We start from the raw sequence: 14030 nt of genomic DNA, 5'->3' as shown, positions 1-14030 counted from the left end.
TAATTGCTTTTAATGAATAGAATTAGGGAATTCCTCCCTAAAAATCGTGGTAATATCTATATTCACCAACGAATCAGTTGAATTAGAGGGAGATTTTCCCTAATTATTAGTCAAATAAGCAAAAATCGCAGAATTTTACGGAGATTTTCCCTAATTATCTATCAGAGCTTCCGTTTCACTTCTTCAGTAGTGCTAGAAGTCGATTTGGCTTTTACCTGCCCATAATCTACAGAAGCAAGCTGCAAATGACCGAAACGCAAAGCAACGATCCTCCAATAAAAAGGAGAATCGCTGCTTTCTCAATCTATGAATTTAATAATCCTACATGGATCTTTATAACTGCCTTCTTAATCTTCATGCCCGGTTGACCCATCCCAGGTCTGTGTACATCATGCGGGAAAAAGACAGCGAACATCCCCGACTTCAAAGTTAACAAAATTTCATCGGATGACGGAGGATAAAGCGCATAATCTGCTTCGGCATCGTAAGGCTTAGTAGCCTCGATCCCTTCTTGCAGAGGGGACCAACCGATCGTTTCTTCACCTTCGATCAGATAATGCACATCAATATAAGCCTCATGCTTTTCAGCAACCTGTTCCTCTAGCGACTTCGCCTCAAGCGCCATAATCGAAACGTATATCTCGTTACCGCGGATCTCGATTCGTCCGAGATCAGGTTCATGTTGTAAGATGACTTTCAATTCCTCAATTGCCTCTACAATGACTGAATTCTCGTATCTGCTATGCTCTTCCCAAGATGACAATGAACCTAAGATCATATTGTCTCATTCTCCTCACATCTCAATTATCTACAGAGGTTGTTCAAAAAGTCCGCTTTTGATCACGAAGTAGCCCAAGAAGCTTACTCGACATTGAATATTAAATTCAGGCGAAACTTCCGGTGCTCACGTAGCTTCCACTACGCTCCGCTCCTCAGTTTCTACCTTCATCCAATCTTCTCGGTGCTGAAAACCATACTTTTTGAACTCGCACTTATAGGAGCTTCTCACTAACTGCCGCAGCGGTTGTTTCTTTATTGATAATGGACTGCTCACTAGTCTTTTTGAAATATTCCACATATAAAATATCCAGCAGATAGAGTTGTGAGATCTTAGCAGATAATGAACCGCCCTGCAGAGGACCCTCATTAGCACCACAAAGTAAGGTAAGATCCGAATACGACGTTAAAGGTGACTTTTCAAATCTCGTAATGGACACCACCTTAGCGCCTCGTTCCTTCGCCTTTCTTGCAACCTCGATACTATCTTTCGTTGAACCGGAGTAAGAAATGATTACAGCTACATCTCGGTTAGACATTAGCGCCGCAGACATCATCTGAAGATGTGAATCCATCAAACACTCCGTTTTGTTTGTAATGCGCATAAATTTAATTTTGGCTTCCATCGCCGTGATTAATGAAGAGCCCACGCCGAAAAATGATACTCGTTCCGCGTTTATCATATAATCAATAGCTTCATTGATTTTCTGTATATCAATTAAATTATAGGTCTCGTTCAGTGCACTTACATTTGTGGTCAGCACTTTGGAAGCCACAGCTTCAGTAGTGTCGTCCATTAGAATTTGATCCGTAAGCTGCGGGATCTCATTCTCTACAGTGATACTATGAGCGAGTGCAATCTTGAACTCTTGATACCCTTTATAACTTAAAGATTTGCAAAATCGAAAAATACTTGATTCACCTACATCGCACGCATCTGCAAGATCAGTAATCGACATATAGACAACACTTCTCGTGTTCTCCAGCACGTAGTCCGCTACCTTTTTCTCCGTATTCGTCAAATTATTGTACTTGGAATGAATAGAAGAAAAAATACTGATTGTTCGCAAATAAGCCCCTCCTTTACAATGATTTAATGTGCGAATAAAGAGGAAGCGCCAAGCAAGCCTGCCTTATTCCCAAGTGAGGCCTTAACAATTCTTACACCCGCAAAACTCTCCATAATTAAAGACTTCGTCCGTTCCTCGACCCTTTGAACTAAATCTTCTTGCTCCATAACACCGCCCCCAATAATTATAGCGGATGGATTGAAAATATGAATAATTGAGGCTAAACCCACGGACACCTCAGTTACCCATGAATCCAAGATCTGTTTCAGAGCTTCGTCCCCTTTGTGAATTTTATCAAAAAGGACTTTTCCGTCTGTACATTCGGGATCTGCCTGCTGAGCCATCTTGACTAAAGCAGTGGTTGAAGCATACTTCTCATAAAAAGGCAGTCCCTCCACCACATCTGACAATGGATGTGTCAGGATATGACCAAATTCGGCCGCTACCCCATCTGCTCCTTTATAGATTTGGCGGTTCAATACAATGGCACCACCAATGCCCGTGCCAAACGTCAAGCATAAAAAATTGTTAAAGTTCTGGGCAGCACCATAATGAGCCTCGCCTAATGCTGCTGAATTCACATCGTTCTCTACCATAACAGGTTTATGAAAATGATTAGTTACAATTTCCTTAATCTTCATCCCTGTATATCTAGGTATATTTTCGTTAGCATAGACTATAATTCCTTCTTCAGCATTGACTTGACCGGCCGTACTTATAGCAATGGCATCAAAATCATCATTTTCTGCAATTTTATCAAGCAATCTTGAGATTACATGCGGCCCTCCCAAGTGGCTCTCAGTTGCATACTCCTTAAAGTTATGAACATTCCCAAGTTTATCGCATATACACATCTTGGTATTGGTACCGCCAATATCTACAGCGAGAATTCTCATCCTTATCTACCCTCTCCGGCAATCTACTGAATAGCGTTTACAAACCTTTTGGTAATCTCCATTGGTCTTGTAATCGCTGAGCCGACAACTGCTGAATAAACACCTAGATCGAACATTGTCTTCAGTTCTTCAGGAGTGGAAACACCGCCTTCAGCTATCACAGGCACAGAGAAGTTGCTTACGATTTGCTTGACTAGCTCGAAATCTGGAAGTGACCGCTCTTTGGTGTATTCTGTATATCCGCTTAAGGTAGTACCCACAAGATCAAACCCCAGCTCAACGGCTTTAGCAGCTTCTTCAAATGTAGAGCAATCTGCCATAAACAGTTGATCTTTATAGGTCTCTCTTAGGTGAGGAAATAGTTCTGAGATGGTTGATCCATCCGGACGAGTCCGGTCCGTCGCATCCATAGCAATGATATCTACCCCTTCGCGGTAAAGCTCATCTACTTCCTTCAGGGTTGGTGTAATAAACACTTCAGAACCTTCATATACCCTTTTGATGATCCCAATGATCGGTAGATTCACTGTTTTCTTAATTTCTTGAATATCCGCTACGCTATTTGCCCGAATGCCTGAAGCACCGCCCAAGTATGCTGCATAAGCCATTCTTCCCATTATAAACGGACTATGCAGCGGTTCTTCGGGTAAGGCTTGACTGGAGACGACTAGTTTATGTTTTATCTTTTTAAGTACATTATTTTCAGTATTCATCAGTAACCCACTCCACATCTTTATTTATTCTTTAACTGCTCCTGCTGTAATTCCATTGGTGAAGAACCGTTGGAATAACATGAACACTAGCAACATCGGAATTGCAGCAATGGTGGCTCCGGCCATTTTATATGCGAAATTAGGATTCAGATCCTGCATTAAGGTTGCAGTACCAACCATTAATGTTTTCATTTTGTTCTCTTGGCCTATAACCAGCTGCCACAAATAATCATTCCAGACTTGCACAAAATTCAGAATAAATAAGGCTCCAATACCAGGTTTAATAATAGGCACCATGATGCGAGTGAAGATTCTCCATTCATTTGCACCATCTATTCTCCCGGCTTCTCTCAAAGCGTTAGGGGTTAAATCGAAGAATCCTTTTAATAGGAACACTCCAAATGCGCCCGCAACGTTCGGCCAAATCATACCGTTATACGAATTCACCATTCCAAATTGCTGTGTAATCCGGAATAAAGGCACGATCATAATTTCCTTAGGAATCATCAAGCTCGATATGAAAATAATGAAGATGATATCTTTACCTTTAAATTTGATCTTTGAGAATGCATAGGCAGCCATAGCGCCTACAATAATAACGATAATCGTAGATACGCCTGAGACATAAATACTATTAAACGTCCATCTCAAAGCCGGTTGGTTCTGAAACACATCCACATAGTTGGAGAATGTGATCGATTTAGGCCACCAGTCTGGAGGCATCTTCACAACATCTGAACTGTTCTTAAGAGAACTAGTGAATAACCAATACAATGGAAAAAGATTAAGGAGCGCGAAGAGGACAATGATCACATTCGATATCACATCAAACTTCTCTCTCTTCTTCTTATTTCTTATTTTCGACATGTTGTATTCCCCCTCACTTCACCTTAATCATGCTTCGTAGCTGAGGCACAGATAATAACAATGTAATCACGAACATGATAACGCCTACCGCAGAAGCTACGCCGAGTTGGTTGTACTTAAAGGCATTATTATAGAGGTAGTACATCAAGGTTACCGATGAGTTGTTCGGTCCACCGCCGGTTAATAACTGGATGACTACAAATATTTTTAGAACAGCAATAATATTGATAATCGTAATATAGGTCGTTGTTGGTCCTACAGAAGGAATGAGGATCTTCGAAATTACTTGCCATCTGCTTGCACCGTCGATTTCTGCTGCTTCAAAAAGCTCTTTAGATACACCAATCATCGAAGCAATATACAGAATAATGGCTTGGCCCACGTTAGTCGCGAAGGTCACAAAGATCACCACTGGCAAAACTGTCTTTGGATTTCCTAGAAGATTGATCGTCCCAAGACCCATATCTTTATATATAAAAGAAATAAGTCCATTAGCAGGATTCAGCAGGAAACTCCACACCATACTCATTACAACCATGGATACCATGACCGGGATATAATAGCTCCCTCTTATAAAGGAAACGTACTTAGCGTTCTTATCAAATACAGCCGAGGCTACAAATAATGCAAAGCCCACTGTAAGTAGGACGATAAAGACTACGAATATAATCGTATTGAAGATCGCCTTGAAGAATACCGGATCATTAAACAATGTGGTGTAATTAGCCAGACCCACAAACTTCTCACTATCATAATTAATTTGGTATAAACTCAGGCGCATCCCTTCTAAGATCGGATAGACAAGAAAGGCTAAGAATACTATCATCTGAGGTAAAATAAACAGATAACCTGTAATATTCTCTTTTAGGTAATTACTACGTAGTTTCATATCGTTTACCTTTCTAATTAGCAGCCCTTCGAGCCTCTTCAGACTCTAAAGGCTGTTAATCGTTTATTGTTTACCTGTTCTTAGATTATTGGAAAATGACAGAGCTAGCTTTATTCGTATCAATCACTTTATTACCATTGGTCTGATAATCTTGTACAAACTGTTCTGGTGTCTTTGCTCCCATGTAAAGCGCCTGTAGATCAGGGTACAAAACTTCTCTTAATTGGCTATATCCTGGAACGTTGCCCGTGAAGTTAAACAAATATTTTGAGTTGGCATCATAAGCAGCAAAGAGAGGATTCTCCGACTTAAGTTCTTCAGCCACGGAGCTTCTCACAGGAATACCATTCTTAGAGGATTTAACTAATTCAGGATCACTTGAAAAGAACTTCACGAAATCTTTAGCTACTTCAGTCTTCTTCGCATCTTTAGACTTGAATACACTAGCACCCACTACATAAGTAAAGGATAGAGGATCTCCGCTTTCGGACGGAATATTAGCAAGACGCATATCAAACTTTGGAGACGTGCCGGATTCCATATTTGCTTTTGTTCCATTGAACAAGATTGGATTGGTGAAACTGATCGCTAGCTGCTGATTCTGGAACATGGCATTGGCATCATTGGAGGATACAGATTCAGCACCTGGATTTGTATATCCACCGTCATATAATTTTTTCAACCATGTAGCAGCTTTAACTCCATTCGCATCATTCAGAACAATATTCCCTTGATCATCGAAGAACTTGTTGCCGAACATTCTTAAGTATGCAAGGTTCCACGTATCTCCTTGATTATTCACAGCGTACAGTGCCATTGGATAGGCATTAGAATATTTGTCCTTCGGAAGATTATTTTTCAGACCATCCAAGATTTGTTGATATTCATCCAAGTTCCAAGTCTTAATTTCGGACTCTCCACCGACGAACTTTTCTAAACCAGCCGCTTTAAACATGTCTGCGTTGTAGACCAAAGTGCCTGGATTGTGTTGGAATGGGTAGAAGTACACATCTTTTCCGAACGTTACTGCATCCCAGTAATTTTGTGCGATATCACTTTTTGCGTCCTCATCGATGATGTCAGTCAAAGGCTCCAAAGCTCCACGGTGAACATAATCGCCCATTGGGAATACGCTTTCAAAGAAGACATTTGGTGGCGTTCCTCCGCTCAAGTTAACATTGAGGAGTTGGTCTCGCTGATCTCCGGCAATGACTTCGACCTGAATGTCAGCATCATATTTATCATATTGTGCCTTGAATTTCTCAGCAGCAGCCTTAAGGAAGCTATCATAGTCAGCACCTTGTTCCGTTGCATCCACAACACCCTTCCACTGAGGGGTCAGCCATACTTTAATCGCCACTTTTTCCTTGCCAGATTTAGCAGTATTATCGGATGTATTAGAGCTTGCTGCGTTGTTACCAGAGCATCCTGAAATCAGTGAAATAATTACCATTAATGCAACCATTGTCGAAAGTAAACGTTTCTTCTTCATTTTAAATCCTCCCCTATTCTAGTATCCGTTTGACATGATATTTCACTAAATCAGCCATGTTCCGATGTCCTTGTATATCAAGATGCATGTAATCTATTTCATTCATCGATACATATTCTCTGGAATCAATAAAGTGGATATCTGTCCCCGAAAGCAAAGCTGCAAGATGCTGAGAGAGCTCCAAAGATTTCTCGCTACAATTACTTCCCATTGGCTTACCAATAGGAGTATTCAAATACTCTGCCCCAATGGGGGGAGGAGCGATCACAAGCACTTCTGGAGCTTTCCCGGCTGGACCTGCCCCGCTCCCTCTAGCTTTATGAGCGAGTCTAACAATACCTTGTGCGATGTTATAAGAAGTTAGTGCAAATCTTTCTTTCGTATCATTTGTCCCAAGCATGATCACCACCAAATCAAGTGGTGCATGTGACATGAGGCATGGATAGAGATAAGCTATTCCGGCTAACCCTTCAAATAGCGGATCGTCACTAACACTAGTTCTACCAGGAAGCCCTTCCTCTATGACTCGGTAAGTGTTGCACACTTCTGATTGTAGAAGTCCGGTCCAACGTATTTCATCATTAAACCTTTGGTCCGTCTCTGCGTCGTAGCCCCAAGTATTGGAATCACCAAAGCATACGATGGTTCTCTTCATTGCATTAACCACAATATTTTTCGATCGCTTGATCAATCAATTTCATAATGTCTGCGATTGGACCAGCATCTTCAGCGGCTACCCCTTCAAGCGGTGCTCTTACACTACCAATGTTTACGCCTCTTAATCTCAGAACCTCTTTAATTTCCGCATACATAGAACCCTTGAGGGAACAAAGCGCGATGATGATATCGTTGATCTCACTTTGAAGTTGTCCTGCTTCCTCAAACTTGCCGGCAAGTACAAATGCATTAGCTTGCAAGAACAGCTCCGGCATAACTGCATAAGTACCACCAATGCCAGCATCGGCTCCCATGATTCTTCCCGCAACATACTGTTCATCCGGTCCATTAAAGACCACTACATCTTTTCCACCCACTCTTTTGAAGCGTTCAATATCCATAGGTGGCATAGAAGAATTCTTAACGCCGATAACTCTTTTATTAGTAAGCAGTTTCTCGAATAAAGCTGGAGTTAGTGTATATCCCGTAGTCTGAGGAATGTTGTAGATAATGAACGGTAGAGGAGTTGCCTCCATAATCTCGCTCCAGTATTTAGTTACTGCACTATCAGGTAATTTGAAATATATAGGTGGGATTGCGGATAGTGCATCATATCCTAAGCTCGCCGCATGTTTTGCTAATTCGATACTATCTCTAGTGGAAGGGGCTCCTACATGAGCAATCAGTGTCATTTTACCTTTCAGGTTACTAGCTACATAGCTAAGTACCGCTTTGCGTTCGTCCAGACTCTGGTAAATACATTCTCCAGAACTGCCTCCCACATAAACACCTTGAACTCCTTTTTCAAATAAGTAATCACATAAGGCATGTGTCCGGGATTCAGAAATATTTCCTTGATCGTCATAGCAAGCATAGAAGGCAGGTATAATTCCGTGGAACTTGTTGAGTGTCATTGATAATCCCCCTTAAGATGTGAACGGTTTCTTTTCTACATATTCAAGATATCACTTAAATTAGGTTCTGTAAATTATTTTCTCTATTTTTTTAAAAATAAAATTTATTTCCACCAGAAGAACGGTCATACTAGAAAAATAGTTTCATTTAAGTGAACGCCCATAAAATAAGACCTTATAATTTCCAATTAAAAATAGAATATCGGACGATATATGCAGCTCTAGTTATAATCAGAGTAACACTATCTACGACCTTAAAGTCATCTGACAGATTGGTAATTACTAGAAATCCTTTGCAACTCTCAAGGGCAATAGATTATCCTTTTAAATTTAATATAAGTGTCTCCTACAAGGAGACACTTTTCTCCATAGGAAGCACAAACCCTAATTAACACACAATGTTCACTTAAAAACTGTGTTTTTCACGTGGACACAGCTTTAAAAAACTAATTTCTATGATATAATGAAAGCGTAACCAGAACAATACAAAATATATTGTTTCTTCGCCAAAGGAGGCTGGAGGAAATGCTAGCAGGTCTTAAAGAACTTAAAAATTGGGTAACGGAAAATTGGAATCCAACGATGAATTCAGGTAATGAGGATTATCAAAAAATGGAATATTCTGTGCAACGCCACTTGCACACTCCAAGATCCCCAAAACCACTCACCTATGAAGAAGAAGCTCGTATCAAGACTGTTAAATTCCATTAATCTCACCACCTTTAGATACAGATTGACCCTATAATAGAATCTTGTCCTAAGGCCGCAGATCCGGAAGTCATTCCAGTAGAGCGGTCTTTTATTATGCCTTGAAATTATGTAACGAAAAACCTTTTCCATATTGACTCGATTTCTTGAATCAAATACATACCAAAAAACCTCCCTCTCCATGACGGCATCCCATCACTTCGAAAGAGGCTTCCTAGTACCATTTAATCTTATACAGACATTTCTCCTTTCTTCTGCAAGTCCGAAAGCTTGACAGCCTGACCTGCGTTCAATCTCGAATGTTCCGACGCGAATGCGATCAAATGACTCTGCAGGGATGCCGTCGCCGAGGTCAAACCTTGCGATGGATTGCTGTCGAATTGACGCACATTCCGCAGGAATGAGCTTACCATACGGTCATCGCCGCCTCCATGGCCATCGCCTTCCACATTGCAGCCAATCTCAACCTTCTCGCCCGATACATAGCGGTACAGCGTGAAAGATCCTTTGTCCATATCCCCGATGATCTCACCTTGTGTTCCCATAATTTGAACCCGACGCGTGCCGCTCTGTGTCAGCCCTGACATGATGAACGATGCATTCGCTCCGTTCTCGAACTCCATGTTGACTACCTGGTGATCCACGACATTATTATCGCAGCGATACACGCAGCGACCCCACGGTCCTTCCTTCAGCGCCTTCAAGATCCCCTCTTGCGACAAATCATTCGTCATATAGCGTGCCCAAGGGTGTTCCGGGGGCTGAATATATATTTTCATCGCCGAGAAGGCGCATTCCTTCTCAACCTCACAGCCGTTGATACAGCGATCCGCGGAGCCTTCCGGAGCGTTCTCCGCCCTGAAATGCAGTAATGATCCGTACGAGCTCACGCTTGTACACGGTTGATTCATAAGCCATGAGATGAGATCCAGATCATGGCATGATTTGGCCAGGATCATGGGACTCGTCTCCTCCGAATTGCGCCAATTCCCGCGGACATAACTGTGTGTCATATGCATGTAGCCCACATTTTCGGTTAATTGAATCGTACCTATCGTTCCGAGTTCACCGTCTTCGATGCATTTTTTGATCCCAGACCAGAACGGGGAATATCGCAGGACATGGGTTACGACGAGCAATCGCTTATACCGAAGCGAAGCTTGCTCCAATTCGATGCATTCTTCCATGGAAGGAGACATCGGCTTCTCTAGCATGACATGATAGCCTAGCTCCATCGCTTTCATCGCTGGTATATAATGCATCCGATCGAGCGTAGCAATTATCATCACGTCCGCAATTTGACCCTGATCGAATACTTTCTCCCAAGAATCGTAGACATGTTCTGGGGCAATTCTATGAATCTCTGCAAATCGATTTCTACGTTCATCATCCGGCTCAGCTACGGCAACAATCTTTAATTCATTCGGGAACTTCTCCGCGTAGGGCCCATAAATATATCTTCCTCGACTGCCAGCGCCAAGTAATACAGCTGTTAATGTTCTCAAGACTACTCCTCCTCTTGCGCACCTAGTGTACTTCCATTGTAAGGCGGTAGGAACGGAGGTAAAAGAGATCGTTACTGACATTTCATATACATTTATTGACCTTGATTCTGTATATGGATCCTTGCCATACGGAAATCTTGCGGCGTCGTTTCGTTCTGCTTCTTAAAGAAGCGAATAAACGCAAGCGCTGAGTTGTACCCCAGGGCAGCAGCAATTTCATTCACTTTCATCGATGTGTTGAGCAGCATATCTTTGGCGATCAGGTTACGATAGTCGTTCACATATTTAGATAACCCCATTCCAGTGATTTGCTTATAAAGTCGGGACAAATAAGATGGATTCAAGCTCACGTAATCGGCCAGCGCATTTAAGGAGATATCAGTGGAAATATGTTCTTCAATATATCGATGTACTTTATTCACGACCTCTGTTGGCAATTGCGTACCCCGCAGCGCATTCCATTCGAAGAAGCAATCCGCCATTTGCGAGAAGTATTGAATCAGCTCCGACCATGATGCGGAATCTCCATAGCGATATAACTTATCCAGATCCATCAGCGTATTGATGTAATCCCGAATTTCTCGATTCTTATGGATATAGAACAGAAAAATAGCTGAAAGCGAATGATACAGTTCGATCTTCCGCTCATTCGGCGACTCCTCATCATTCCAAATGGACGTTAGTTCGGCATACAGCTTGTTAAATTGCTCCCGATGATTATTCTCGAGACAAGACATCAGCAATTGAACACGGGCGTGATAGAAGGCATCGTGGTAGTTCCCACTCAGATCACCGTTCACTTCTCGTTGAATGTCTTTATCGGTCAATATGACTTCATTAAATAATCCATGTCCTTGTACCAGGCCGTATTTGATCGAGTGAAACCGATCAGATATGTTATCCCATGTCGTTGCTTCACTTCCAAGAAGGAAAGAAACCGATAAACTCAGCAATCTCTTGCAATTTCCCTGCACATTCTCCAGAATACCGCTCGTATACCGATGAGCTCTGATCCAATCCTGATCCCCGTATTCGATAGACGATCCATCCGGGATTTTCGGTTGAATCATCCAGACGATTTTGGATAACTCGAATACAACGGAATAGCATCTGACCTGCGTGGACAAATACTCATCGCAAATGTTCTGTACGGCGTAAGTCAATAACGCTTTATCCGGCGTCGTGAACATTTCTTTCCATGCGTCTACCCTGCCTATGAGCAAGTAAACCGGCAATGTCGCATCAAGCGGGATATCGATTTCTTTGAACGCCTGCTTTAATTGGCTATCCGATACATGCTTGCCTTGAAAGAGCTCCCACACATACTCTTTTTGCAGGGAGGGCAATGCCAGTCTCATTTTGGATTGCGCTCTAGCAATCATCTGTTCTTGGTTATTTTCTTCTTCAATTTTCTCAATCGCCCGTTCTACGGACTGAATAATTTTCTCATCACTTTCGACCTTCAGAATATAATCGAACCCACCGTACGTAATTGCGCTCCTTGCATAATGAAAATCATTGTATCCTGTTAAGAAAATAACTTTGCAGGCCGGCCACTGGGATTTGATTTCCCGAAGCAGCTCAATCCCTTCCAGTCCAGGCATCTTAATGTCGGAAATCACGATATCAATACGATGATGAGACAGTACCTCCAGTGCTTCTTCACCTGAATATGCCTTCATAACCTCGAGTTGTAAATGATCGGTCTCATTGAATAGCTCCAGAAGACCATCGACAATAATGGGAAGGTCATCGACGATTAGCAGTCGGTACATGCTGATTCCTCCTCTAGTTCGCGCTCAGATTGATTCTTACTTGAAGTCCACCAAGAGCAGAACGTGACACTGTAATGCCATATTCCTCACCGTACCGCAGCTGTATTCTGCGATGCACATTTATGATTCCGGTTGTTTCCTCCATCCGAGTGGTGGATTGACGCAGTCGCTTCTGAAGCTGTTCGATCTCCGCATCCGAGATGCTTCGGCCATTATCTTCGACATAGATGGAGAATACATCACCCACCCGCTCACAATGAACCCATAGCTCACCCTGCTGAATCATATTGCCCAAGGCATGCTTATAAGCATTTTCGATGATCGGCTGCAGAATCAGCCTCGGCACGAAGAGATCGGGAACATCACCTTCGAACTTGACTTGAATACGGTCTCCGTAACATATGGTTTGCATGTCTACATACGTGCGAGAATGATTGACCTCCAGCCCCAGCGGAATATCATCCTCGTCATCGCGAGTAATGAACTGAAAATATTGTCCGATGTACAGGCAGAATTGATAAGCCTTTTCCTTCTGATTCTCGGATTTAATTAACCGGCACAATACAAAAAAACAATTATATAAAAAATGAGGATTAATTTGCGATTGCAATCGTTTCAGTTCGGAACGCTGGTTCCTGATTTGCTGCTCGTAATTTTCCTCGATTAGTGTTTTCAAGGATCGGATCGTATTATTAAAAGCTTGGTACAAATACCCGAACTCATCGGCTCCACGATCGATCACGATCGGTTCCAGCCTATTCTGCTGAACGCGCCGAAAGGAATGCACAAGTTTCATTAATGGTCGATAGATAAATCGTAATAGAAAGTAGGAGAAGAAAACGACAATACCCACAGCTAGCGCGCAAGCCCACCAGAACAATGTTCGATAGATCTCAAGAGAACCCAAAATCGTTTCTTCGGGAATGCACATAATCGAATAGGAATTCCAGAGACTGGAGTATTTATATACCGTAAGAAACCGCTTACCATTATACATAATCGTTTCGTATCCTTCGTCTTTTTGCAATTCCCGCTTATCCGCTGCGAAGGATTTCATTTGTTCCAGCAGTTCCGGATCCATGTCACTCTCGATCTCCCAACCCCGTTCCAGATTGAGCAATACGCTCTGTCCACCACGCGAGCTGCCGATTTGAGATAACGTTTCTCTGATTTTGGTAGTCGATAATTCAACCGCTACGATATAAATCGGATTTTTAACGGTATTAATGGGGTATTGCATGGAAATAAATAATCGATCGTTCCAGTAAATGAAAGGTTCTTCGTATAATCTCTTGTTTTGCTGCATAGAAGCATATTCCTGCTTATTCATCGAAGTTTCAAATTTATTGCTAAGAATCGTTCGGTCGATAAGAGGGATATACGCCCTTGCTTCTTGAATAAATGGACTTGAGTTCTTCATCAATTCAAGTCGTCTTTGGATATCTAATATTTTTTGCGCACGATCGTAATAACTCATGTAATTGCCTGTAGTTGCAATTTCCATCAAGTCTTTGTCCATCACATAGTTCGGCAAATAACGGCTGATCCGGTCTGCTTCCTTGTCGAGTGAATCCAGATAGAAGCGAGTCGTATTTAGAATAGACTCGGAAATTTCACTCCGAATATTGTCCGACCCCTTCTCATTAATCAACCAGGTAATCGCCATGAGCGGAAACAAGGCTGCCAGAAAGGCAGCCATTATTTTCTGGAATATAGAGGAATCTTTAATCAAGAATCGGATTTTCATCGTTTGTTCTCCTGCAATGC

The 14030-nt window shown here is 42.1% G+C and carries 13 protein-coding genes; 1 reads left to right on the top strand and 12 read right to left on the bottom strand.

Features of this window, described 5'->3' with window-relative positions; genetic code table 11:
* Positions 1–304: 304 nt before the first annotated feature.
* The 9 genes from MKY52_RS14615 to MKY52_RS14575 form a co-directional block, all read right to left on the bottom strand.
* Positions 305–778: a YhcH/YjgK/YiaL family protein gene (locus MKY52_RS14615; protein ID WP_341051968.1), complete on the bottom strand. Its 474-nt coding sequence runs from the start codon at positions 776–778 to the stop codon at positions 305–307.
* 214 nt (positions 779–992) lie between these two features.
* Complete coding sequence (locus MKY52_RS14610; protein ID WP_076300453.1) at positions 993–1847, bottom strand: MurR/RpiR family transcriptional regulator; 855 nt, start codon at positions 1845–1847, stop codon at positions 993–995.
* Positions 1848–1870: 23 nt separating this feature from the next.
* On the bottom strand, positions 1871–2743 hold the full coding sequence (locus MKY52_RS14605; protein WP_341051966.1) for an ROK family protein: 873 nt from the start codon (positions 2741–2743) through the stop codon (positions 1871–1873).
* A 23-nt stretch (positions 2744–2766) separates the two neighbouring features.
* Positions 2767–3456 (bottom strand): N-acetylmannosamine-6-phosphate 2-epimerase, encoded by a 690-nt coding sequence (locus MKY52_RS14600; RefSeq protein WP_341051964.1) that lies wholly within the window; start codon positions 3454–3456, stop codon positions 2767–2769.
* 24 nt (positions 3457–3480) lie between these two features.
* Positions 3481–4323 carry a carbohydrate ABC transporter permease gene (locus tag MKY52_RS14595; protein WP_341051962.1) on the bottom strand — a complete coding sequence of 281 codons (843 nt, stop codon included), beginning with the start codon at positions 4321–4323 and terminating at the stop codon, positions 3481–3483.
* 13 nt (positions 4324–4336) lie between these two features.
* Entirely contained in the window at positions 4337–5212 is an 876-nt protein-coding gene (locus MKY52_RS14590; protein ID WP_042191374.1) for a carbohydrate ABC transporter permease, read from the bottom strand.
* A gap of 85 nt (positions 5213–5297) precedes the next feature.
* Positions 5298–6704: an ABC transporter substrate-binding protein gene (locus tag MKY52_RS14585; protein WP_339798354.1), complete on the bottom strand. Its 1407-nt coding sequence runs from the start codon at positions 6702–6704 to the stop codon at positions 5298–5300.
* A 13-nt stretch (positions 6705–6717) separates the two neighbouring features.
* Positions 6718–7359: an SGNH/GDSL hydrolase family protein gene (locus MKY52_RS14580; RefSeq protein WP_341051959.1), complete on the bottom strand. Its 642-nt coding sequence runs from the start codon at positions 7357–7359 to the stop codon at positions 6718–6720.
* 4 nt (positions 7360–7363) lie between these two features.
* Positions 7364–8275, bottom strand: coding sequence for a dihydrodipicolinate synthase family protein (locus MKY52_RS14575; RefSeq protein WP_341051958.1), 912 nt, complete (start codon positions 8273–8275; stop codon positions 7364–7366).
* Between the two features lie 525 nt (positions 8276–8800).
* On the opposite strand from MKY52_RS14575, the gene MKY52_RS14570 reads away from it, so the two are divergent.
* Entirely contained in the window at positions 8801–8986 is a 186-nt protein-coding gene (locus MKY52_RS14570) for a hypothetical protein (protein WP_042130754.1), read from the top strand.
* A 227-nt stretch (positions 8987–9213) separates the two neighbouring features.
* On the opposite strand, the gene MKY52_RS14565 is transcribed toward MKY52_RS14570, so the two are convergent.
* The 3 genes from MKY52_RS14565 to MKY52_RS14555 all read right to left on the bottom strand — a co-directional run bounded on the left by MKY52_RS14565 (position 9214) and on the right by MKY52_RS14555 (position 14010).
* A complete protein-coding gene (locus MKY52_RS14565) occupies positions 9214–10488 on the bottom strand; it encodes a Gfo/Idh/MocA family protein (protein ID WP_341051955.1) in 1275 nt (424 codons plus the stop codon).
* A 92-nt stretch (positions 10489–10580) separates the two neighbouring features.
* The gene (locus tag MKY52_RS14560) at positions 10581–12263 is read right to left on the bottom strand and encodes a response regulator (RefSeq protein WP_341051953.1); all 1683 of its coding nucleotides are present in this window, start codon (positions 12261–12263) and stop codon (positions 10581–10583) included.
* A 13-nt stretch (positions 12264–12276) separates the two neighbouring features.
* The gene (locus tag MKY52_RS14555) at positions 12277–14010 is read right to left on the bottom strand and encodes a sensor histidine kinase (protein WP_341051951.1); all 1734 of its coding nucleotides are present in this window, start codon (positions 14008–14010) and stop codon (positions 12277–12279) included.
* Positions 14011–14030 lie beyond the last annotated feature (20 nt).

Origin of the sequence: Paenibacillus sp. FSL P4-0184 (genome assembly GCF_038004625.1) — a bacterium.
Classification (GTDB): domain Bacteria; phylum Bacillota; class Bacilli; order Paenibacillales; family Paenibacillaceae; genus Paenibacillus_AQ.
This window is presented reverse-complemented; position numbering and strand designations above follow the sequence as displayed.

Excerpts from the sequence above, each read along its gene's own strand:
- MKY52_RS14570 (WP_042130754.1), top strand. The coding sequence starts at position 8,801 with ATGCTAGCAGGTCTTAAAGAACTTAAAAATTGGGTAACGGAAAATTGG.
- MKY52_RS14590 (WP_042191374.1), bottom strand. The coding sequence starts at position 5,212 with ATGAAACTACGTAGTAATTACCTAAAAGAGAATATTACAGGTTATCTG.
- MKY52_RS14605 (WP_341051966.1), bottom strand. The coding sequence starts at position 2,743 with ATGAGAATTCTCGCTGTAGATATTGGCGGTACCAATACCAAGATGTGT.
- MKY52_RS14575 (WP_341051958.1), bottom strand. The coding sequence starts at position 8,275 with ATGACACTCAACAAGTTCCACGGAATTATACCTGCCTTCTATGCTTGC.
- MKY52_RS14560 (WP_341051953.1), bottom strand. The coding sequence starts at position 12,263 with ATGTACCGACTGCTAATCGTCGATGACCTTCCCATTATTGTCGATGGT.
- MKY52_RS14615 (WP_341051968.1), bottom strand. The coding sequence starts at position 778 with ATGATCTTAGGTTCATTGTCATCTTGGGAAGAGCATAGCAGATACGAG.
- MKY52_RS14555 (WP_341051951.1), bottom strand. The coding sequence starts at position 14,010 with ATGAAAATCCGATTCTTGATTAAAGATTCCTCTATATTCCAGAAAATA.
- MKY52_RS14585 (WP_339798354.1), bottom strand. The coding sequence starts at position 6,704 with ATGAAGAAGAAACGTTTACTTTCGACAATGGTTGCATTAATGGTAATT.
- MKY52_RS14580 (WP_341051959.1), bottom strand. The coding sequence starts at position 7,359 with ATGAAGAGAACCATCGTATGCTTTGGTGATTCCAATACTTGGGGCTAC.
- MKY52_RS14600 (WP_341051964.1), bottom strand. The coding sequence starts at position 3,456 with ATGAATACTGAAAATAATGTACTTAAAAAGATAAAACATAAACTAGTC.
- MKY52_RS14595 (WP_341051962.1), bottom strand. The coding sequence starts at position 4,323 with ATGTCGAAAATAAGAAATAAGAAGAAGAGAGAGAAGTTTGATGTGATA.